We start from the raw sequence: 21,726 nt of genomic DNA, 5'->3' as shown, positions 1-21,726 counted from the left end.
CTCAGCGCTGGGTGATCTCCTTGGCCAGGAGTTCGGCGATCTGGGCGGTGTTCAGGGCGGCACCCTTGCGGAGGTTGTCGCCGGTGACGAAGAAGTTCAGTGCGCGAGGGTCGTCGAGGGCACGACGAATCCGGCCGACCCAGGACGGGTCGGTGCCGACCGCGTCGATCGGCATCGGGAACTCCCCGGCCGCCGGGTCGTCGACGACGATCACACCGGGGGCGTTACGCAGCACGCCACGGGCACCCTCGGCGTTGATCTCGGTGCCGAAGACCGCGTGCACCGCCACCGAGTGACCGGTGAGCACCGGCACCCGTACGCAGGTGGCGGTGACCTTCAGGTGCGGCGTACCGAGGATCTTGCGCGACTCGTCGCGCATCTTCATCTCCTCGGAGGACCAGCCGTCGTCGGCCGGTGAACCGGCCCACGGCACCACGTTGAGCGCTATGGGTGCGGGGAACGGGTCGAGGTCGTCGCCGACCGCCTGCCGCACGTCCCCGGTACGCGAACCGAGCAGCCGGTCGCCGGCCACCTTGGCCAACTGGTCGTGCAGCGTGTCCGCGCCGCGCTGACCCGCCCCGGAGACCGACTGGTACGAGGCGAGCACCAGCTCGCGCAGGCCGTACTCGCGGTGCAGCGGGGCGACCGCGACGATCATCGCCAGGGTGGTGCAGTTCGCGTTGGCGACGATGCCCCGGGGGCGGTGCTGGACCTCTTCGGGGTTGATCTCCGGCACCACCAGCGGGACGTCCGGCGCCATCCGGAAGGCGCCCGAGTTGTCCACCACGATCGCGCCCCGGCGTACCGCGATCGGCGCCCAGTGCGTGGCGACCTCGTCCGGTACGTCGAACATCGCGACGTCGACGCCGTCGAACGCCTCCTCGGTCAGCGCCTGGACGGTCAGCTCCTCGCCCCGGCACCGGACCTTGCGCCCGGCCGACCGCTCGGAGGCGAGCAGGCGGATCTCACCCCAGACGTTGCGACGCCCGGTGAGCAGTTCACACATCACGGTGCCGATAGCGCCCGTCGCCCCGACCACGGCCAGGGTGGGCAGCCCGGCCATCCGCGCTACCGTCCCGTTCCCGCGTACACCACGGCTTCGGTGTCACCACCGAGGTCGAACGCCTCGTGGATGGCGCGTACGGCGGCGTCGAGGTCGGTGTCCCGGCAGACCACGGAGACCCGGATCTCCGAGGTGGAGATCATCTCGATGTTCACGCCGGCCTGGCCGAGCGCGGCGAAGAAGCCGGCCGCGACGCCCGGGTGCGAGCGCATCCCGGCGCCGATCAGGGAGACCTTGCCGACGTGGTCGTCGTAGAGCAGGCCCTTGAAGTTGACCGACTCCTGGATCTTGCTGAGCGCGGCCATCGCGGTCGGGCCGTCGGTCTTCGGCAGGGTGAAGGAGATGTCGGTGCGTCCGGTGCCCTCGGTGGAGACGTTCTGCACGATCATGTCGATGTTGATCTCGGCGCCCGCGACCGTGTCGAAGATCCGCGCGGCGGCGCCCGGCTCGTCGGGCACGCCGACGATGGTGATCTTGGCCTCGCTGCGATCGTGGGCGACGCCGGTGATCAGTGCCTGCTCCACAGGAAGCTCCTCCGTCGATCCGATGACCATCGTGCCGGTGTTGGTCGAGTATGACGAGCGGACGTGAATCGGGAGTCCCGCCCGGCGGGCGTACTCCACGCTGCGCAGGTGCAGCACCTTCGCGCCGCAGGCGGCCAGCTCCAGCATCTCCTCGTAGGTGATCTGCTTGATGTGCCGGGCGTTGGGGACGATCCGCGGGTCGGCGGTGAAGACGCCGTCCACGTCGGTGTAGATCTCGCACACGTCCGCGTGCAGTGCGGCGGCCAGCGCCACGGCGGTGGTGTCCGAGCCGCCCCGGCCCAGGGTCGTCACGTCCTTGGTGTCCTGCGAGACACCCTGGAACCCGGCGACGATGACCACGGCGCCCTCGTCCAGCGCACCCTTGAGCCGCCCCGGGGTGACGTCGATGATCCGCGCCCGACCGTGCACCGAGGTGGTGATGACACCCGCCTGGGAACCGGTGAACGAGCGGGCTTCGTACCCCAGGTTGTGGATCGCCATGGCGAGCAGCGCCATCGAGATCCGCTCCCCGGCGGTGAGCAGCATGTCCAGCTCGCGCCCGGGCGGCAGCGGGCTGACCTGGTTGGCCAGGTCGAGCAGCTCGTCGGTGGTGTCGCCCATCGCCGAGACGACCACGACGACGTCGTCGCCGGCCTTCCGGGCGGCCACGATCCGTTCGGCCACCCGCTTGATCCGCTCGGCGTTGGCGACGGAGGACCCGCCGTACTTCTGCACCACGAGTGCCACGACGGCGCACTCCCTCCCAGTTGCCTGAGCGTGCCGACGCCGCCGGCACCGGGGCCGGCGGCGCGGGTCGGACGACCTCAGGGTATCGGGCCGCTCTGACCGCCGGGTCAGGTGATCCCACGATCCGGCCCGGCGTGGCGGGACGGGTGGTGTGCGACACGCCGGAAAGGCCGACCTTTCCGGGGGTGTCCGCAAGGGCACCCAACGCCGAGAATGGCCGGGTGTACGCCGCCCACCGTCCCGTCGTCCGTCTGACCGCCCCGATCGCGTTCGCCCTGCCCGTCCTGCTCGCCGGCTGCTCCTCGGATCCGCCGGACGATCCGCCGCCCCCGCCGAGCGCCGCGCCACGGCCGGCGGGTCAGGACGCGGCCCGCGACGAACTGGCCGCGCTCGCCGCCGCCGCGCAGGATCGGCACCTGATCGCCCGGTACACCCTGCGGGTGGCCGACACCCCGGACCGCTCGATCGTGGTGACCAGCGCCAACGACGGCAGTTGGCGGGTGGACGTACCCGGCGGCGCGCTCGGCGGCACGGCGGACATCTCGCTCGCGGCCACCGCCGACGGGCTGTTCCAGTGCGCGTTGCCGACGGCGACCCGGCCCGAGCCGGCGACCTGCGTACGCGTCGGCGAGCGGGACGACACGCTGCCGCGCCGGATCGACCCCCGCGTGCAGCACCCGTTCACGGACTGGCTGGACGTGCTGACCGACCGGCGCGCCCCGCTGTCGGTCTCCCCCGCGATGGCCCCACCCGAGGCCACCGGCACCTGCTACTCGGTGGAGACCACGGCCGCCTCGATCAACCCACCGTTGGACGTCGGCATCTACTGCTTCGACGCGGACGGCACGCCGACCGCGGTCCGCGCGGCGTTCGGCACCCTGACGCTGGCCGGACCGACCGAACCGGCACCGGCCACGGTGCAGCTCGCCGGTCCGGTGGTCGACGGCGAGCCGCTGGGTATGGAGGCGCCACCACCGCCGTCCACGCCGTCCGATCCTGATCCGGGCGGCACCGCTCCGGACGGCACCGATCCGGGTGATTCCGGAGCGGGCGACGCCGGGCCGGGAGGTACCGCGCCGACCGGTGGCGGGTAGGCCCGGTCCGATCTCCAGGTCCGGCACACGGGGCGTTCCCCGCCCCGGTCCGGGCGGGTGCGGCGTCGGGGTGCGCGCTCGGCAACGCCCGGCCGGTCGTCCCGTTACGGGTGTCGTTTCCCACATTCAACCCCCCTGACAACACCACCAAATCCCCCATAAAGGACGCTTCTGCACATGACCGACCTCACCCCCGTACTGGCCTTCCGCTGGAGCCCACGCTCCTTCGACCCGGTCGCGGAACTGCCCCGGGCCGAGGCGGCCACCCTGCTGGAGGCGGCCCGGTGGGCGCCGTCGGTCGGCAACCGGCAGCCCTGGCGGTTCGCCCTCGGACACCGCGACGACCAGACCTTCAAGCGGATCCTGGTCAACCTCGCCCCGGCCGAGCAGCGGTGGGCCGGGCGCGCCGGTGCGCTGGTGCTCGGCGCGTACCGGCGGACCGAGCAGGCGTTCGCCGCGTACGACCTCGGGCAGGCGGTGGCCCACCTCACCGTGCAGGCCACCGCGCGGGGACTGCACGTACGACAGGTGACCGATTTCGACCGGGCCGGACTGATCGCCGATCTCGACCTTCCCGCCGATGTGCGACCGTACGTGGTGGTGGCGGTCGGCCAACTCGGCGATCCGTTGAGCCTTCCGGCCGACCTCCTGGCCGATGAGACCAGTCTGCGGCACCGTCGCCCTCTCTCCGAACTCGTCCTGAGCTGCGGCGAGATCGTCATCTGATCCGGTAGGCGCAATTTCCATCCCATACTCCGGACGGACCTTTCCCACACCACGTCCCATCACGTAGGGTCACCCTGTCATGTGGCAGGCGCACCTTCTCCTTGGTCGCCGCGACGAGGCCTGACGGCCGGCACCTCGTCGCGGAGTCGAACCGCGCCGCCAGCACCGTCCCGGATCTTTCGCTCGGCATTCCTGCCGACCCCCGTCGCTGACGACACATGACCCCAGGAGAAGTCCGCCATGGCTCACCCAGCCGGCCCCACCGACGTTGACTCCGATGCCATCGCCCGGCAACGTCCCAGCCAGATGCCGCACCGCCGCTACCAGCCCTACCAGCAGCAGTTCCGCATCGACCTGCCGGACCGCACCTGGCCGACCCGGCACGTCGAGACCGCGCCGCGCTGGTGCGCGGTCGACCTGCGCGACGGCAACCAGGCACTGATCGACCCGATGTCGCCGGAGCGCAAGCGCCGGATGTTCCAGCTCCTGGTCCAGATGGGCTACAAGGAGATCGAGGTCGGTTTCCCGTCGGCCAGCCAGACCGACTACGAGTTCGTCCGGCAGCTCATCGAGCAGGACATGATCCCCGCCGACGTCACGATCCAGGTGCTGACCCAGTGCCGGGAACACCTCATCGACCGCACCTTCGAGGCGCTGCGCGGTGCGCGCCGGGCGATCGTGCACTTCTACAACTCCACCTCCACGCTGCAACGACGGGTGGTCTTCGGGCTGGACCGCGACGGCATCGCCGACATCGCCACCACCGGCGCCCGGCTCTGCCAGAAGTACGCGGAGATCCACACGCCGGACACCGAGATCTACTACGAGTACTCGCCGGAGTCGTACACCGGCACCGAGCTGGAGTACGCGCTGGAGGTCTGCGCCAAGGTCATCGAGGTCGTCGACCCCACGCCGGACCGCAAGCTGATCGTCAACCTGCCCGCCACGGTCGAGATGGCCATGCCGAACGTGTACGCCGACTCGATCGAGTGGATGCACCGGCACCTGCCCCGACGCGACAGCCTGGTGCTCAGCCTGCACCCGCACAACGACCGGGGCACCGGCGTCGCCGCCGCCGAGCTGGGCCTGCTGGCCGGCGCCGACCGGATCGAGGGGTGCCTCTTCGGCAACGGCGAACGCACCGGCAACGTCGACCTGGTGACGCTGGGCCTGAACCTCTTCTCCCAGGGCATCGACCCGATGATCGACTTCTCCGACATCGACGAGATCAAGCGGGCCGTCGAGTACTGCAACCAACTGCCCGTGCACGAGCGCCACCCGTACGCCGGTGACCTGGTCTACACCGCCTTCTCCGGCTCCCACCAGGACGCCATCAACAAGGGCTTCGCCGCGCTGAACGCCGACGCGGCGGCGGCCGGCGTACCCGTCGACGACTTCACCTGGGCCGTGCCGTACCTGCCGATCGACCCGAAGGACCTGGGCCGCAGCTACGAGGCGGTGATCCGGGTCAACTCGCAGTCCGGCAAGGGCGGCGTCGCGTACATCATGAAGACCGAGCACCAACTGGACCTGCCCCGACGGCTCCAGATCGAGTTCTCCGGCGTGGTGCAGCAGGTCACCGACCACGACGGTGGCGAGGTCGGCCCGGACACCATGTGGCAGATCTTCGCCGCGCAGTACCTGCTCGACCACCAGAGCGACCCGGCGGTGACGCTGACCGAGTACGAGATCGGCAGCGCCGACGGCAAGGTCGAGATCACCGCGCAGGTCGGGGTGGACGGTCGGGCCCGTTCGGTGAACGCGATCGGCAACGGCCCGATCGACGCGTACGTGAACGCGCTCGGCTCGGCCGGGGTGAGCGTACGGGTGCTCGACTACCACGAGCACGCGCTCTCCTCCGGCGGGGACGCGCAGGCGGCCGCGTACGTGGAGTGCGAGGTGGACGGCCGGACGGTCTGGGGCGTCGGCATGGACGCGAACATCGTCACCGCCTCCGTCAAGGCGGTCACCAGCGCCATCAACCGCGCCCGTCGCTGATGTAAGGAGGGGTCCCCTGCTAACGCCTCGTGCATAGCAGGGGACCCCTCCTTACATCGCAGAGATCATCCGTCCGGCGTGGAGACCGGCATCGAGTGGCAGGGTTGTGCGGGCGGTGCACGGCGGGTCGGCCGGCGTACCAGAAGTGCGGCGACGATCGCCCCGACCACCAGCAGGCCGGCGCACCAGAGCAGCGCGCCCCGGTACGCGGCGGTGAGTTCGGCGGGCTGCTCGTAGCCCGTGCCGGTGAGCCCGACCAGCAGCGGCAACGCGGCCACCGCCAGCAGGCCACCCACCCGGGACGCGGCGTTGTTGAAGCCGCTGGCCACCCCGGCGAAGCGGTCCGCCACGGCGGCCAGCACGGACGCGGTCAACGGCGCCACCACCAGGGTCAGCCCGGCGCCGAACAGCACCACCCCGGGCAGCACCTGCCGCCAGTACGACGCACCCGCGTCCACCTCCCGCAGCATCAGCAGCCCGACGGCGGCCAGCACCGGGCCGACGGTCAGCGGCAGCCTCGGCCCGATCTTCGCCGACAACGCTCCGGCCTTGGGCGAGCCGACCAGCAGCAGCACCGTCATCGGCAGCAGGGCCAGGCCGGTGAGCAGCGCCGACCAGCCGACCACGTTCTGCAGGTAGACGGCGAAGAAGAACGTGAACCCGCCGAGTGCGGCGTACACCAGCACGGTGAAGACGTTCAGCACCGAGAAGAGTCGGCTGCCGAACAGGCCGGTGGGCAGCATCGCGGTCTCGCCGCGACGCCGCTCCACGAGCACGAACGCCAGCGCGGCCAGCACCGCGACCAGGGCCGACACCAGCACGGCAGGTGAGCTGATCCCGCGACCCGGCGCGTCGACGAGCGCGTACGTGACCCCGGCCAGTGCCACCGCGCCGAGCAGTGCACCGGCCACGTCGAAGCGTCGGCGCCCGTCCCGGCTACGCGAGGCGCTCTCGTCCCGGCTCTCCGGCACCCAGCGCAGCGCGGCCAGCACCACCAGCACGGCCAGCGGCAGGTTCAGGAAGAAGATCCACCGCCAGGAGAGCGCGTCGATCAGCCATCCGCCGATGAACGGGCCGAGGGCGGTGGAGACGCCGGAGAGCCCGGACCACGCCCCGATCACCTTGCCCCGGTCGTCCGGGTGGAAGCTGGCCTGGAGCAGCGACAGCGAGCCGGGGGTGAGCAGCGCGCCGCCGGCACCCTGGAGGAACCGCGCGGCCACCAACCAGTCGGTACGCAGCGCCAGCCCGCACAGCACCGAGGCGACGGTGAACCAGACCACGCCCAGCAGGAAGATCCGCCGTCGCCCGAAGCGGTCCCCGAGAGCCCCGCCGAGCAGCACGAACGCGGCCAACGTGAGCAGGTATCCGTTGACCGTCCACTGTAGGCCCGCCACCGAGGCGCCCAGTTCGGCGCCGAGTCGGGGCAGGGCCACGTTGACCACGGTGGTGTCCAGGAAGACCATGCCGGAGGCGAGGACGGCGGCGGCCAGGGTGCCTCGACCGGCATGCGACTTCAGCCGGAGGGCGGGCGCGGTTTCGGGCATGACTACCAATGTGCCGTGCGCCATACGTGAGACACCACGAATCGCCGAAACTGGGCCCGGGTACTGTGCGGGATCGCCGAAAGCCCGCAAGCTGGAGAGGTGTCGTCTGTGCGTACCAGATCAGGACCTCGCGCCCTGGGGGCGCTCGCGCTCGTCGCGGCGCTGACCCTAGGCGCGGCCGGTTGCGTCGAGTTGGTGGAGCCGGAGGTGTCGCCCACCAGCGGTGACGGCGGCACCGCCACCCAGATGCTCTCCGAACTGACCGTCGCCGAAGCCAACCCGATGCGCGGCTACAGCCGCAACCGTTTCTCGCACTGGCGCAAGACCGGCCAGAACTGCGACGTCCGGGACACCGTGCTGGAACGCGACGGCAAGGACATCCAGCACTCCGGGTGCAACGTGGTGGGTGGCAACTGGGAGAGCGTGTACGACGGGCGGACCTTCACCGACCCGTCCAGCGTGGACATCGACCACATGGTCCCGCTCGCCAACGCGTGGCGCTCCGGCGCCGACGAGTGGGAAGACTCGAAGCGGAGTGATTTCGCGAACGACCTCGACCGGCCGCAGCTCTTCGCGGTTTCGGCCTCCTCCAACCGGGCAAAGGGTGATCAGGATCCGTCCCAGTGGAAACCGCCAAACCGGTCATACTGGTGCCAGTATGCCGGCGACTGGGTGGCGGTGAAGCACCACTGGAAGCTCACGATCACCAGTGCTGAGAAGGCCGCGCTGGCCGACATGTTGGAGGGCTGCACATGGGAGAGCAAGCCGTAACCGGAGCCGGCGGCACCCCGGCACCCGAGCGGACGCCCGACGCGGGTGGGGACGACGCCGCGGCGGCCACCGGCAGCCCCGGCCCGGCCACCGCCGGGATGACCGCCGACGGAGCGGCCGCGGGTGAGGTGGAGGTACCCGGTGCCGGCATGACCGCCGACGCCGGTGGCGCCACCGGCCCGCAGAGCCGGACCACGGACGTCGTGCCCGGACCGGGTGGGGTGATGACCGACGAGGTCGGCGTGGTCACCGGGGAGTTGACCCTGCGCACCGACCTCGCCGACGGCCGGGTCACCCTCCACGTCCAGTACAAGGACGCCGACGAGTGGTACGCGGTCACCGGCGGCAGCGCGGCGCTGGCCGACGCCGCCGGGCTGGACGCGGTGCACAGCATCGCGGTCGGCCTGCTGAACCGCCCCGAGGGCTGATCCCGGGTGTTGATGTAAGGAGGGGTCCCTTTCTAACGCCTACGGCATAGAAAGGGACCCCTGCTAACAGCTCAGCTAGACGAACGTGCCGGGCTCGCTGGGTGCGGAGACCACGCCGGGCTCCTCGCCCTCGCCCTCCGGGCGGACGATCTCCGCACTCACCCTGTGCGGCCGCAGTTCGCCGCTGGCGATCTGCTCGGCGAAGTGACACGCGACCCGACTGCCACCGATCTCCCGCAGCACCGGCCGCTCGTCGGCGCACCGCGTCGGCTGCGCCCACGGGCAACGGGTGTGGAAGCGGCAGCCCGACGGCGGGTTGGCCGGCGAGGGCAGGTCACCGGAGAGCAGGATCCGCTCCCGGCGGTCCTCCACGTCCGGGTCCGGCACCGGCACCGCCGACATCAACGCCCGGGTGTACGGGTGCAGCGGCTCGGTGTAGAGCCGGTCACTCGGCGCCTCCTCGACCAGACCGCCGAGGTACATCACGCCGACAGTGTCGGAGATGTGCCGCACCACCGCCAGGTCGTGCGCGATCACCAGATAGGTGAGGCCGAGGCTGTCCTGCAACTCGTCGAGCAGGTTGATCACCTGCGCCTGGATCGACACGTCCAGGGCGGAGACCGGCTCGTCGGCGACGATCAGCTCCGGCCCGAGCACCAGCGCGCGGGCGATCCCGATGCGCTGCCGCTGGCCGCCGGAGAACTCGTGCGGATAGCGGGACAACGCCCAACGGGGCAGGCCCACCTTGTCCAGCGTCTCGCCGATGATCTTCCTGCGGCCGTCTCGGTCGCCACCGATGCCGTGCGTCTGCAGGCCCTCGGTGAGGATGGACTCGACGTTCTGCCTCGGGTCGAGGCTGGACATCGGGTCCTGGAAGATCATCTGCATTCGCCGCCGCATGGTCCGCAGCCTGCGCGGTGCCAGCGTGGTCAACTCCACCCCGTCGAAGCGCACCTCGCCCGCCGTGGGCGGGTTGAGCTGGAGCAGCGCACGACCGAGCGTGGACTTGCCGCAGCCCGACTCGCCGACCAGGCCGTACGTCTGTCCGCGCGAGATGCTCAGGTCGACGCCGTCGACCGCCTTGACGTGGCCGACCGTCCGGTCGAACAGCACCCCCCGCTTGATCGGGAAGTGCACCTTGAGATCCCGTACCTCGACGAGGACATCGCTCTCGGTCATGACTTCTCCTCCTCGCGCGGCGCGGGCACCTGGCCGGTACCCGACGCCTCGACGGGCGCGGCTGCCTCAGCAGCCGGCGGTGCCTCAGCGACCGCCGCAGCCTCAGCATCCGCCGATGGCCCGGCAGACGGGTGGACCTCGGCAGACGGGTCGACCTCGACGGACGACGGCGCTTCGGCAGACGTCCCGGCCTCGGCGGACGGTGCAGCCCCGACGGACGACACAGCCTCAGCGGACGGTGCGGATGGTGCAGCCTCGGCGGACGGCGCAGCCGGCGAGGGGTCCGACACCGGGGCCGGGTTGACGCAACGGTAACTGCGGCCGGCATGGGTGAGCACCAGCTCCGGCGGCTGGCCGACGCAGGCGTCCACCCGGCGGGTGCAGCGCGGCGCGAAGGCGCAGCCCTCCGGCCAGGGCAGCAGGTCGCGCACCGAGCCGGGGATCGGGGTGAGCCGCTCGCCGCGCCCGGCGTCCAGGCGCGGCACCGAGCCGAGCAGCCCCACCGTGTACGGGTGTCGGGGCTCGCGGAACAGTGGACGTCGCCGGGCGGTCTCCACCACCCGGCCGCCGTAGAGCACGTTGATCGTGTCGCACATGCCGGCGACCACGCCCAGATCGTGCGTGATCATCACCAGCGCGGTGCCGGAGTCCCGGACCAGGTCCTTGAGGAGTTCCAGGATCTGCGCCTGGATGGTGACGTCCAGCGCCGTGGTCGGCTCGTCAGCGATCAGCAGCCGGGGCTGGCAGGCCACCGCCATCGCGATCAGGGCGCGCTGCCGCATCCCGCCGGAGAGCTGGTGCGGGTACTCCTTGAGCCGCCGCGTCGGGTCGGGGATGCCGACCCGGTCCAGCAGTGCGGCGGCCTCCTTCGCCGCGGCGGCGCCCTTCATCCCCCGGTGCCGGGTCAGCACCTCGGTGACCTGGAGTCCGATCGGTACGACCGGGTTCAGGGACGACAGCGGGTCCTGGAAGATCATCGCGACGTCGCGGCCCCGGATGTCCCGCCGGGACCGGTCGTCGAGCTGGAGCAGGTCCGTGCCGTCGAACACCGCCTTGCCGCCGACCCGCAGGCCGGGCTGCTTGGGCAGCAGACCCATGATGGCGAGCGAGGTCACCGACTTGCCGCAGCCGGACTCGCCGACGAGGCCGACGACCTGACCGGCGTCGACCGAGAAGGACACCCCGTCGACGGCGTGCACGGCGCGCTGACCGCGCCGGGCGAAGGTGACGGAGAGGTCGTTCACTTCGAGTAGTGCCATTACGAACCCTCCTACTTCCGCAGCTTCGGATCGAGGGCCTCGCGCATCGCCTCACCGAGCAGGGTGAATCCCAGGGCGGTGATGATGATGGCGACCGCCGGATAGATGGCCAGCTCCGGGCGTACCCCGAGGTACTGCTGCGCGTCGGCCAGCATGACGCCCCACTCCGGGGTGGCCGAGTTGGGGTTGCCGAGCCCGAGGAAGGAGAGCGCGGCGGCCTCGATGATCGCGGTGGCCAGGGTCAGCGTCGCCTGGACGATGACCGGGGCGAGCGAGTTGGGGAGTACGTGGGTCAGCGCGATCTTCGACTTGCGTACGCCGAGCGAGGTGGCGGCGAGGACGTAGTCGCTGTTCGACTGCACGATCATCGAGCCGCGCAGCAGCCGGGCGAAGACCGGCACCGAGACCATGCCGACCGCGATCATCACGGTGGTCAGGCTCCGGCCGAGCAGGGCGGCGATGCTGACCGCGAGCAGCAGGCTGGGCAGCGCCAGCAGCATGTCGATGAACCGCATCAGGATGCTGTCGATCCAGCGTCCCCAGCGGCCGCCCAGGCCGGCGGCGGCACCCGCGACGCCACCGATCAGCGCGCCGACGGCCAGACCGATCAGGGTGGCCACCACGCCGACCAGCAGGGTCTGCCGGGCACCCACCACCATCCGGCTGAACACGTCCCGACCCTGGTGGTCGTAGCCGAACCAGTGCTCGCTGGAGGGGCCGGGGATGGTGCCCGGCCGGATCACGCCTTCGCGGATGCCCATCGTGTCCGTCGGGCCGTACGGCACCAGGAACGGGCCGATCAGCGCCACCAGCACGAAGATGGCCAGGATGACGGCACCGATGATTGCCGCCGGGTTGCGCCGCAGCCGCCGGAAGGCGTCCTGCCACAGGCTGACGCCCCGCTCCTCCTCGCGCGCGGCGAGTTCGGCGAGCCGGTCGATCTTCTCGCGCTTCTTGCCACTGATGATCGTCATCGGACCCTCACCCTCGGGTCGATCAGGCTGTACGAGAGGTCCACGATCAGGTTCACCAGCACGTACACCACCGCAATGATCATGATGAAGCCCATCAGGACCGGATAGTCGCGCTGGTTGATGGCCTCGGCGAGGAAGGCGCCGATCCCGCTGAACGCGAAGACGGTCTCGGTGAGCACCGCACCGGAGAGCAGACCGCCGGTGAGCAGACCGATCGAGGTCACCACCGGGAGCATCGCGTTGCGCAGGACGTGCCGGCGGCGTACGACGTTCTCGGTCAGGCCCTTGGCCTCGGCGGTGCGGACGAAGTCCTCGTTGAGCACCTCCAGCACGCTGGCCCGGGTGATCCGGACGATGATCGCCAGCGGGATGCTGGCCAGTGCGAGCCCGGGCAGGACCAGATGCCACAGCGCGTCGGCGGCGGCGTCCCACTCCCGGGTCATCAGCCCGTCCAGCACGAAGAAGTTGGTGATCCGGGTGGCGCCGATCGTCGGGTCCTGCCGGCCGCTGGAGGGGAACCAGCCGAGGTTCTCCGAGAAGATCGCCTTCAGCACGTACGCCAGGAAGAAGACCGGGATGCAGATGCCGATCAGCGACCCGCCGACGGAGGCGTGGTCGAGGAAACGGCCGCGTCGGCGGGCGGCCAGATAGCCGAGCGGGATACCGATGCCGATCGCGATCACCATCGCGGTGACGGTCAGCTCGACGGTGCCGGGGAAGCGCTGGAGGAACTCCGTGGTGACCTCGCGCTTGGTGGAGATCGACGTGCCCAGATCCAGGCGGACCATCCGCCGCACGAACCGGCCGTACTGGATCAGGATCGGCTCGTCGAGGCCGAGATTGCGGCGGATCGCGGCGCGCATCTCGGGCGTGCCCCGCTCGCCGAGGATGGCGGTCTCGGGGCCGCCGGGCAACCGCCGGAGCCAGATGAACAACAGAATGGAGAGCCCGAACAGCGTGGGTATCAGCTGCAGGAGGCGTCTGACGATGAACCGGAACACGGCGGCCTCGAAGGGTGTGCTGAGGGTAGCGGGCGGGCGCTGTGGTACAGCGCCCGCCCGCGTTCTGTTTGCGTCAGATCAGGACTTGAACTCGGCGGTGGAGAACCGCTCGTCGGTGAGCGGGCTCGCCTTGACCCCGGTCACGTCCTTGCCGAACACGATGGCCGGCGGTGCGTGCGAGATCGGCACACCGGGCAGGAAGTTCATGATGTCGGCGTTGATCTCCTTGTAGAGAGCCACCTTGGCCGCCTGGTCCGCGGTGGTGTCCGCCTGCTTGAACTTCTCGAACAGCGCGGGGTTGTTGAAACCCCACTCGTCCTTCTGCCGGTCGAAGAACGTACCGATGAAGTTGTAACCGTCGCCGTAGTCACCGGTCCAGCCGAGGAAGTGCAGGTCGTGCGCGGAGCCGGAGGTGGTGGCGTTGAGGTAGTCCGGGCTCCACTTCAGCGGGATCGGCTCGATCTTGATGCCGGCCGCCTGGAGGTCCGCCGAGACCAGCTCGAACAGGTCCTTCGGGTTCGGCATGTAGGGCCGGGTGACCTCGGTCGGGTAGTGGAACCGCAGGGTCAGGTCCGACGCGCCGGCCTCGGCCAGCAGCGACTTGGCCTTCTCGACGTCGTAGTCGTACTTGGTGACGTCGCCGTTCCAGCCCTCGACGGTCTCGGGGAAGAAGTTCACCGCGACCTGGGCGCCCGGGGGCAGCTTCGAGTCGACCAGCGCCTGACGGTTGATCGCGTGCGCCAGCGCCTGCCGGACCTTGATGTCGGCCAGCTTCGGGTTCCCCTTCTGGTTGATCGCCAGGTAGAGGATGTTGAAGGCCGGGCGGGTCAGGACGTTGAAGCCCTCGCCCTTGAGCGGCTCGACGTCGGCCGGTCCGACCAGGTCGTAGCCCTGGATGTCACCGGAACGCAGCGCCTGCTTGCGCGCGTTCTCGTCCGAGATGGTGCGGAAGATCAGGCTCTTGAGCTTGGCCTTGTCGCCCCAGTAGTCCTCGTTGCGCTCCAGGGTCAGCGTCTTGTTCGGGACGTCCCAGGACTTGAACTTGAACGGACCGGTACCGGTCGGGTGCTCGGTCGCGTACGCCGGGTACTTGATGTCGTCCGCGCTGCCCGTGACGTTGCTGGCGTCGTGCTCCTGCAGCGCCTTGGGACTGTGGATCGAGAACGACGGCAGCATCAGGGCGGCCGGGATCTTGCTGGAGACCCGGGTGAAGGCCAGGCTGACCGTGGTCGCGTCGGTGGCGGTGCAGGACTTGAAGAGGCTCTCCGGGAGAGTGTCGTCCTCGTTGGCGGCGAAGCCACCCATGATGTCCTGCCAGTACGCCGTCACGTCCGGGCTCTGCATGAGGCCCTTGGCGTTGTACCAGCGGTCGAAGTTCGTGCAGACGGCCTCGGCGTTGAAGTCGGTGCCGTCGTGGAACTTCACGCCGGAGCGCAGCTTGAAGGTCCAGGTCGTACCCGCCGCGTCGGGCTCCCAGGACTCGGCGAGGCCGGGGCTGACCTTGGTGCCGCCCTCCTCGGGGCGGACCAGCGTCTCGAAGACCTGACGCGCCACACGCAGCGACTCACCGTCGCTGGCGAAGCTGGGGTCGAGCACCTTCGGGTCTCCGGCGACGCCGAAGACGAGGGTCTCGTTGCTACTACCGCTGGAACCTTCGCGATCGCTTTCGGCACAGCCTGCTACCGCGAGGGCCGCGGCCGCCACGGCCGCGATAGCGACCTTCGGCCTGGATGCACGCATGGGTGCTTCACCTCGTCCTTGGGGGTACGGACAACGTGGTGACAGGGTCACCGATCGCGGTGACCATAGCTCCCACTTCGACCGCCGGGAAACGGCGCGCGAAGCTCTTGGTACCGGATCGTGTCCTTAGTGACCGGCCACCAGGAGGCACGCTCACAGGCCATGGGACAAAAAGGGCCGAAAGCCGCGAATAATCGATATCAATCTGTTACGTGTTTCGGACGGCCGTCGACGGCGGTGTCACACCCACCGGCCCTCGATCAGACCGCCCGGCGGCCCTCGAAAGCACGGCCCAGGGTGATCTCGTCGGCGTACTCCAGGTCGCCGCCGACCGGCAGGCCACTGGCCAGCCTGGTCACCGAGATCCCCATCGGCTTGACCATGAGGGCGAGGTACGTCGCGGTCGCCTCGCCCTCGGTGTTCGGGTCGGTGGCGAGGATCAACTCCCGCACCTCGCCGTCGCTCAGCCGGACCAACAGTTCCCGGATGCGCAGGTTGTCCGGCCCGATGCCCTCCAGCGGATTGATCGCCCCGCCGAGCACGTGGTACCGCCCCCGGAACTCACCGGTTCGCTCGATCGCGACGACGTCCTTCGGCTCCTCGACCACGCAGATCACCTCGTTGCCGCGGCGCGGATCGCGGCAGATCCGGCACTGCTCGGACTCGGCGACGTTGTAGCAGGTGGTGCAGAAGCGCACCAGGTCCTTGACCTTGCGCAGCGCACCGGCCAGCCGGTTCACGTCGGCCGGATCCGCCGACAGGACGTGGAAGGCGATCCGCTGGGCGCTCTTCGGGCCCACGCCCGGCAGACGCCCCAACTCGTCGATCAGATCCTGGATGGCACCCTCGTACATCGGGTGGCTCAGAACCCGGGCAGGCCGAGGCCGCCCATCCCACCCGCGACCGGGCCCATCTTCTGGTCGGTCAGTTCCCGGACCGCCGCAGTGGCGTTGTGCAGCGCCGCGAGGACCAGATCCTCCAGGGTCTCCACGTCCTCCGGGTCGACCGCCTTCGGGTCGATCTTGATGCTCTTGATCTCACCGGCACCGGACACGGTCGCGGTGACCAGACCACCACCGGCGGTGCCGGTCACCTCGGCCTCGGCCAACTCGGCCTGCGCCTGGGCGATCTGCTGCTGCATCTTCTGCGCCTGCTTCAGCATCTGCTGCATGTTCGGCTGTCCACCAGGCCGCACGATCGCTCCCTTGACTCGTCATACAAGACCACGCCCACCCTAACCATGCCCACCGACCACACTCCGGCGGCCACACCCCGCCCGTCGGACGGACCCGTGGGGTCAGCGGGTCGGCACCTCGTCGATCTTCTCGGCGCCGAACGCCTCCCGCAGCAGACGTACCGCCTGCTCCTCACCCGACTCCCGGGCGGTCTTCTCGTCGATGACCTCGTCCCCCGGTTCGTCGCCCGGGTCGAAACCCTCGTAGGCCGGCGCCGTCGCCGCTGGGCCGCCGCCGGCACGCCCGCCGCCGCGCCCCGGACCGTCGAAGTCCGGGTCGTACGGGGGCTCACCGGCGAACTCGGCGTCCGCAGTCCGCCGGCCCGCCGCAGCGGTACGGGTACCCGCCGCACCGGTACGCGGACCCCGCCCGGCCGCCGCCGCCCGGGCCGCCGCGATCGCGCTGCTGACCGGTGCGCCACCGGAACCACCGCTTCCGTTGCCGTTGCCCGCCGGAGTCTGCCGGGGCGGGGCCGCCGTGCCGGACCGGCCTGCCGCAGCGTCCACGGCGTGACCGCCCGACGCCGGGGCGGACCGGCCGTTCGCGACCGTGACCTGCGCTGCCGAGGCAGCCCCGGTCGACGCGGACGCGCCGCCCGGTCGAGCCGCCTCCGGCCAGTCCTCGTCCGCTCCACCCGACTCGGCGGGCGGCGTGACGCCACCGGGACGCGCCGGCTCCGGCCAACCCTCGTCGTCGTTCTCGTCCGACGCAGCCGACGGACCGCCACCGGCCCGTCCCTGCGGTCGCCCGGCAACACCGGGCACACCCGCACCACCCTCGCCACCGGAACGCGCAGAACCGGGCGCGCCCGCGTGGGCCGCACCACCGGAGCGTGCGCTACCAGTCGGGCCACCGGGGCCCCCACCGGCCGTGCCCCCGGCGCGGCCCGTGTCAGCAGCACCGGGGCCGACGTTCGTACCACCACCAGTGCCCGCGTCGGCACCGCCGGGTCGACCGGCCGCTGCCGCACCGGCGGGACCCGCAGCAGCGGCGCCTCCGGGAGCGCGGCCAGCGGAGCCCGGGTGGGCCGTGCCGTCGGACGCACCGCTGTCGACCGGAGTCCCCGCACCAGCGGGACGACCCGGCGCCTCGGCGGCGGGGCGGCTCGGAGCCTCGGCGGCGGACGTCGGACGGGCGGGAGCCGGCCCACCGGCGGCGCGCGGGTTGCCGGGCGACATACCGCCCCGCTCGCCGGCCACCTCGCACCGGATCTGCCAGCGCCCGCCCAACTCCTCGTAGAGCGCGTCGGTGAGTACCCGGGCGTGGTCGGTCATCATCTTGGCCAGCACGGTCGACTTCACGGTCACCACGAGCGTGTCACCGTCGAGGTCCCGCACCACCGCGTCCCGCATCAGCGCGGCGATCCGCTTGTTGCTCCGGTTGACCTTGCCGACCACCTCGGGCCAGACCCGGCGCACGGCCACCGCGTCCAGTTCGCCGGGAGCCGCCGCACCGGGGCGGGGCGGTTCCGGGGTGGCCGGGTCGGGCATGACGGCCGACGGCGGCACCTGACGGCGCGGTGCGACCGCCTCGGCATGAGCCGCATCGCCGCCGGAGCCACCTCCGCCCGTGTGGGCGGTGTCGTCGGAGTCGTACGTGACAGCGGCACTCCCCGTCTGGGCGGGACCGGTCGAGGCGGGGGCGGCAGCCGGCGTGCCGGTCCCGGCCCGGTGCGCGGCGGCAGCCGCGGGCGCGGCGGGAGGCGCGGAGCGTACGGCGGCGGGCTCGGTCGCGGGTGCGGAGCCGACGGCGGCCGACGGCGCGTCCGTGCCGGCGAGCGTGAGCCGACGTTCCATCCGTTCCAGGCGCTGGAGTAGGCCGCCGGTGGAATCGTCGACGCCGGGCAGCAGCATCCGGGCGCAGATCAGCTCCAGCAGTAGCCGGGGCGCGGTGGTGCCGCGCATCTCCACCAGGCCCTCGTGCACGATGTCGGCGCACCGGGACAGCGTGCCCGGCCCGAGCTGCTGGGCCTGGGCCGCCATCCGCTCGATCTGGTCGTCCGGCCCGTCGATGAGCCCCTTGATGGCGGCATCCGGCACCTGCTGGAGCACGATCAGGTCACGCAGGCGTTCCAGCAGGTCCGAGGCGAACCGGCGCGGGTCGTGCCCGGCCTCGGCCACCCGGTCGACGGTCGCGTACGCCGCCGCGCCGTCTCCGGCCGCCAGCGCGTCGCACATCTCGTCGATCAACGCCGCGTCGGTGACGCCGAGCAACGCGGCGGCCCGTGCATAGCTGACCCCGTCCGGGCCGGCACCGGCGATGAGCTGGTCGAGCACCGAGAGGCTGTCCCGGGCGCTACCGCCACCGGCGCGGACGACCAGCGGGAATACCGCCGGCTCGACCTGTACGCCCTCGGCCTCGGTGAGTTGCTCCAGATACGGCCGGAGGGTCTTCGGCGGGATCAGCCGGAACGGGTAGTGGTGGGTCCGCGACTTGATCGTGCCGAGGACCTTCTCCGGCTCGGTGGTGGCGAAGATGAACTTGACGTACTCCGGGGGCTCCTCGACCAGCTTGAGCAGGGCGTTGAAGCCGGCCGACGAGACCATGTGCGCCTCGTCGATGACATAGATCTTGAAGCGGCTGTTGGCCGGCGCGAAGAACGCCTTCTCCCGCAGCTCACGGGCATCGTCCACACCACCGTGGCTGGCCGCGTCGATCTCGATGACGTCGAGCGAGCCGGCCCCGTCGCCGCTCAGCGAGCGACACGAGTCACAGGTGCCGCAGGGCTCCGGGGTCGGACCGTGCTCGCAGTTGAGCGACCGGGCCAGGATGCGGGCGCTGGAGGTCTTGCCGCAGCCACGCGGCCCGGAGAAGAGGTACGCGTGATTGAGCCGGCCACTGCGCAGCGCCTGCGACAGCGGCTCGGTGACGTGCTCCTGCCCGATGACCTCGGCGAAGGTGCGCGGCCGGTACTTGCGGTAGAGCGCCAGTGCCACGGCGTCCCGCCTCCTCTCGACCGCGCCATTCTCGCCCCGCGCACACCCCACTGACCACCCACCCCGCTGAACGGGGTGCTCCGGAGTGCAACGCCGAGTGCAAGGAAGGGCACCTTGTTAACGCCTCCGGTAGAGGAAGGGCCCCTTGTTAACACCGACAGCACAGCGCCCCACCACGCTGGGTGGGAGGGGAGCGCACGGTGCCGGAGACAGAAAGGCCTCCCGTGCACCCGGCAGAGCTCGCTTATCCTTGCTGCCTTCCGGCCCTGGGGAGGTTCACGAGATACCGCCGCACGGGAGGTAGCACCAGCCTACCCGACCCGTCGTCGATCTTCAGGGGGTGGTGGGGTGGGCGGGTCGGCAGGGACCTGTACTCTGTTCGACGGAGGATTCGCCTAGAGGCCTAGGGCGCACGCTTGGAAAGCGTGTTGGGTTTACACCCTCACGAGTTCGAATCTCGTATCCTCCGCTCGCTTGAGCAGCACGAACGACAGGGCCGGCCCCATGGGGACCGGCCCTGATTCGTCGCGCGATGCCTGCTAGGGCTACTCGCCCTCCTCCGGTTGCCGGCTTTCGCACCAACCAGCAGCGTCGTGCAGTGTGGCCGAGCGGCGTCGGACCGGCGAGCAACTGCGAATGCTCATGCAGGCGGAAGACCGGTGGTGAGACCGGCGGGTGACAGTTCGTGCCTGGCCATACTCATGGAGAGCTTCACGCGCCTTCCACCACGCAGCGAGCGATGTCGAACTCCCGCGCTGCCCGTAGCCGCTCCAGGAGGAGGGCTGACGGGCCATACGCCGGGTTGACTCGGCGACCGATGATGACCGCTGCCACGGCTACTGCCCCGGCTGCCTTGAGGGCGAAAGCCAGCGACTGGACCCGACTGCCCGTCGTCCATGTGTCATCGAGAAGCAGAACTCTGCCGCCGGAGGCGCCGCTCTGCGGCAACTGGAAACGGTCGTGACGGAAATTCCGGTCGTCACCACGGTAGGCAGGGTTCGAGACTGGGCGGAGAACAGGGAGAGGCAGACGTCTCGCCACGATGGTCTCGAGCGGGTGGACGCCCGGTCGACCCCGCGTGGAGGGAACCGTGACGACGTGGGTGAAACGACCACCAAGCACGTCCGCGAAGCAATCCCAGTGAAACGCGAGGTAGAGGACCGTCAGCGAGGAGAGGTTTCCCATCGCGACCACCGACGGCTGAGCAGACTTGTAGACGATGAGATTGTGATCATGTTGCTCCCTCGCCACCGAATAGGCGATCGGGGCGACGACGTCTGCCTGAATACCGCCGGATGCAGAACGGTGCTGGCCGCACTGGTAGCACAGCTCGAATCCGATCCCCGCAGTGCTGCGGCAGACGACACAGATGCCATCACCCGGCGGCAATGGGCTGCGCAGGTAGTTGCGCTGTCGCTCAACCACCTGCATCTCGTCATGCTGGGCGGTCGCCCATTGTCTATAGGTCGACAAGACGCGGTAGACCTTCAAGTGCCTGAGGGGAATTGGGTATCTGGTGCACGATGAGGTCGACCGTAGCAACGAGCTCGTTAGCTGTCGATACGACATGCACACCTGGCCGGTCGGCGTACTCACGCGCCCAGTCGTGTTGCAGGAGCGAGTCGGCCAGGACCACTGGTCGGCCGTGCTCCAGCGCGAGGCGAGCCTGCATCCGAGCTCCGCTGCGGTATGCCGCTTCCACCACGACCGTCGCCGCCGCGTAGCCACTCATGACGGCATTGCGCATCGGGAAGGTGTGCTTGGCAGGTGGTGCGTCTGGCCAAAATTGACTGAGCACCAGGCCGTCTTCGATGATCTGATCCTGCAGCTGCCGGTTTGCTGCGGGGTAGCATCTATTGACCCCAGTGCCGATAACCGCCACTGTGCGACCACCTGCACGCAGGGCTGCGGTGTGCGCCGCCGTGTCGATTCCGGCAGCTAGACCGGAGACAACGGTGATACCCGACTCCGCCAGAGCAGCGGCACAGGTCTCGGCGATACCCACGCCGCGTTCCGTGGGCCTACGGGTTCCGACCACAGCCACCGCCCGCCGGTCTTCGGCGAGCGTGCCCCGCGTGAACACAATCGGAGGCATCTGGTGGATGTCACGCAGACGTGCGGGATAGGCGTCATCAAAGAACGAGTAGACCTCGATGCCCTCCGCTGCCCAGGCTTGCATTTCGGCCCGAGCAGCGCCCAGCGCATCCCGCACCGGGTCATCGCCGAAGAGAGTCTCTCCCGCACCGATCTGGCGGCGCAGAACAGCAAGTGCACTCCCTTCGGCAAGCACCTCCGCCGCCACTTCAGCCCAGCGGGCACCAGGCTGGCGCAGCAGCGCAACGAGGGCCGCCACCTGCACCTGATGGCTTTCTGGCATGGCACTGATCCTAGAAGTGCTGTGTACCGGCGGCAGCGACACGGGGCTCATTGCCGCTCCTTCCCTCGACTCACCGACGACCCGAATCCTCGTACAGCCGTACGACTGTTCCGCCCGGTCACGGTAGCGC

The 21,726-nt window shown here is 70.3% G+C and carries 17 protein-coding genes, 1 tRNA gene, 1 other RNA gene and 1 pseudogene; 6 read left to right on the top strand and 14 right to left on the bottom strand.

What is annotated here, in order from left to right; translation table 11 throughout:
* Position 1: 1 nt before the first annotated feature.
* Together ABZ738_RS00275 and ABZ738_RS00270 are read right to left on the bottom strand one after the other, a co-directional pair.
* Positions 2-1,063 (bottom strand): aspartate-semialdehyde dehydrogenase, encoded by a 1,062-nt coding sequence (locus ABZ738_RS00275; protein ID WP_131051617.1) that lies wholly within the window; start codon positions 1,061-1,063, stop codon positions 2-4.
* 5 nt (positions 1,064-1,068) lie between these two features.
* Positions 1,069-2,334 (bottom strand): aspartate kinase, encoded by a 1,266-nt coding sequence (locus ABZ738_RS00270; protein WP_131051618.1) that lies wholly within the window; start codon positions 2,332-2,334, stop codon positions 1,069-1,071.
* A gap of 221 nt (positions 2,335-2,555) precedes the next feature.
* Between ABZ738_RS00270 and ABZ738_RS00265 the strand changes: the two genes are divergently transcribed.
* From ABZ738_RS00265 to leuA, 3 genes are all read left to right on the top strand, one after another.
* Entirely contained in the window at positions 2,556-3,428 is an 873-nt protein-coding gene (locus ABZ738_RS00265; protein ID WP_357210057.1) for a hypothetical protein, read from the top strand.
* Positions 3,429-3,605: 177 nt separating this feature from the next.
* The gene (locus ABZ738_RS00260; protein WP_131053461.1) at positions 3,606-4,154 is read left to right on the top strand and encodes a nitroreductase family protein; all 549 of its coding nucleotides are present in this window, start codon (positions 3,606-3,608) and stop codon (positions 4,152-4,154) included.
* A gap of 240 nt (positions 4,155-4,394) precedes the next feature.
* Positions 4,395-6,152 (top strand): 2-isopropylmalate synthase, encoded by a 1,758-nt coding sequence (gene leuA / locus ABZ738_RS00255; protein ID WP_357210054.1) that lies wholly within the window; start codon positions 4,395-4,397, stop codon positions 6,150-6,152.
* A 65-nt stretch (positions 6,153-6,217) separates the two neighbouring features.
* On the opposite strand, the gene ABZ738_RS00250 is transcribed toward leuA, so the two are convergent.
* Positions 6,218-7,696, bottom strand: a complete 1,479-nt coding sequence (locus ABZ738_RS00250; protein WP_131053463.1) for an MFS transporter — start codon at positions 7,694-7,696, stop codon at positions 6,218-6,220.
* A 108-nt stretch (positions 7,697-7,804) separates the two neighbouring features.
* On the opposite strand from ABZ738_RS00250, the gene ABZ738_RS00245 reads away from it, so the two are divergent.
* Both ABZ738_RS00245 and ABZ738_RS00240 read left to right on the top strand, forming a co-directional pair.
* Positions 7,805-8,467 (top strand): HNH endonuclease family protein, encoded by a 663-nt coding sequence (locus ABZ738_RS00245; RefSeq protein WP_131053464.1) that lies wholly within the window; start codon positions 7,805-7,807, stop codon positions 8,465-8,467.
* Positions 8,449-8,895, top strand: a complete 447-nt coding sequence (locus tag ABZ738_RS00240; RefSeq protein WP_131053465.1) for a hypothetical protein — start codon at positions 8,449-8,451, stop codon at positions 8,893-8,895. The genes ABZ738_RS00245 and ABZ738_RS00240 overlap by 19 nt, the downstream gene beginning before the upstream one ends.
* 75 nt (positions 8,896-8,970) lie before the next feature.
* On the opposite strand, the gene ABZ738_RS00235 is transcribed toward ABZ738_RS00240, so the two are convergent.
* From ABZ738_RS00235 to ffs, 9 genes and pseudogenes are all read right to left on the bottom strand, one after another.
* Positions 8,971-10,074 carry an oligopeptide/dipeptide ABC transporter ATP-binding protein gene (locus tag ABZ738_RS00235; protein WP_357210049.1) on the bottom strand — a complete coding sequence of 368 codons (1,104 nt, stop codon included), beginning with the start codon at positions 10,072-10,074 and terminating at the stop codon, positions 8,971-8,973.
* Positions 10,075-10,310: 236 nt separating this feature from the next.
* Positions 10,311-11,333 (bottom strand): annotated as a pseudogene (locus ABZ738_RS00230) (ABC transporter ATP-binding protein); the annotation flags it as partial.
* Between the two features lie 11 nt (positions 11,334-11,344).
* The gene (locus ABZ738_RS00225; protein WP_131053467.1) at positions 11,345-12,307 is read right to left on the bottom strand and encodes an ABC transporter permease; all 963 of its coding nucleotides are present in this window, start codon (positions 12,305-12,307) and stop codon (positions 11,345-11,347) included.
* Complete coding sequence (locus ABZ738_RS00220; RefSeq protein ID WP_117227296.1) at positions 12,304-13,308, bottom strand: ABC transporter permease; 1,005 nt, start codon at positions 13,306-13,308, stop codon at positions 12,304-12,306. The genes ABZ738_RS00225 and ABZ738_RS00220 overlap by 4 nt, the downstream gene beginning before the upstream one ends.
* 78 nt (positions 13,309-13,386) lie before the next feature.
* Positions 13,387-15,048 (bottom strand): ABC transporter substrate-binding protein, encoded by a 1,662-nt coding sequence (locus ABZ738_RS00215; RefSeq protein ID WP_131053468.1) that lies wholly within the window; start codon positions 15,046-15,048, stop codon positions 13,387-13,389.
* A 260-nt stretch (positions 15,049-15,308) separates the two neighbouring features.
* Positions 15,309-15,902, bottom strand: a complete 594-nt coding sequence (gene recR / locus ABZ738_RS00210) for a recombination mediator RecR (protein WP_131053469.1) — start codon at positions 15,900-15,902, stop codon at positions 15,309-15,311.
* Positions 15,903-15,910: 8 nt separating this feature from the next.
* Positions 15,911-16,219: a YbaB/EbfC family nucleoid-associated protein gene (locus ABZ738_RS00205; RefSeq protein WP_236145756.1), complete on the bottom strand. Its 309-nt coding sequence runs from the start codon at positions 16,217-16,219 to the stop codon at positions 15,911-15,913.
* A gap of 126 nt (positions 16,220-16,345) precedes the next feature.
* Positions 16,346-19,219, bottom strand: coding sequence for a DNA polymerase III subunit gamma and tau (locus ABZ738_RS00200; protein ID WP_357210042.1), 2,874 nt, complete (start codon positions 19,217-19,219; stop codon positions 16,346-16,348).
* Positions 19,220-19,432: 213 nt separating this feature from the next.
* Positions 19,433-19,522: signal recognition particle sRNA small type (gene ffs, locus ABZ738_RS00195), an RNA gene on the bottom strand.
* 81 nt (positions 19,523-19,603) lie between these two features.
* On the opposite strand from ffs, the gene ABZ738_RS00190 reads away from it, so the two are divergent.
* Positions 19,604-19,688 (top strand) — tRNA-Ser (locus ABZ738_RS00190).
* Positions 19,689-19,930: 242 nt separating this feature from the next.
* On the opposite strand, the gene ABZ738_RS00185 is transcribed toward ABZ738_RS00190, so the two are convergent.
* Together ABZ738_RS00185 and ABZ738_RS00180 are read right to left on the bottom strand one after the other, a co-directional pair.
* Positions 19,931-20,710 carry a hypothetical protein gene (locus ABZ738_RS00185; RefSeq protein WP_236145803.1) on the bottom strand — a complete coding sequence of 260 codons (780 nt, stop codon included), beginning with the start codon at positions 20,708-20,710 and terminating at the stop codon, positions 19,931-19,933.
* The gene (locus tag ABZ738_RS00180) at positions 20,679-21,647 is read right to left on the bottom strand and encodes a DNA-processing protein DprA (RefSeq protein WP_357210038.1); all 969 of its coding nucleotides are present in this window, start codon (positions 21,645-21,647) and stop codon (positions 20,679-20,681) included. Before ABZ738_RS00180 ends, ABZ738_RS00185 begins: the two co-directional genes overlap by 32 nt.
* Positions 21,648-21,726 lie beyond the last annotated feature (79 nt).

Source organism: Micromonospora sp. NPDC047793 (assembly GCF_040642635.1).
Lineage (GTDB): Bacteria > Actinomycetota > Actinomycetes > Mycobacteriales > Micromonosporaceae > Micromonospora.
This window is presented reverse-complemented; position numbering and strand designations above follow the sequence as displayed.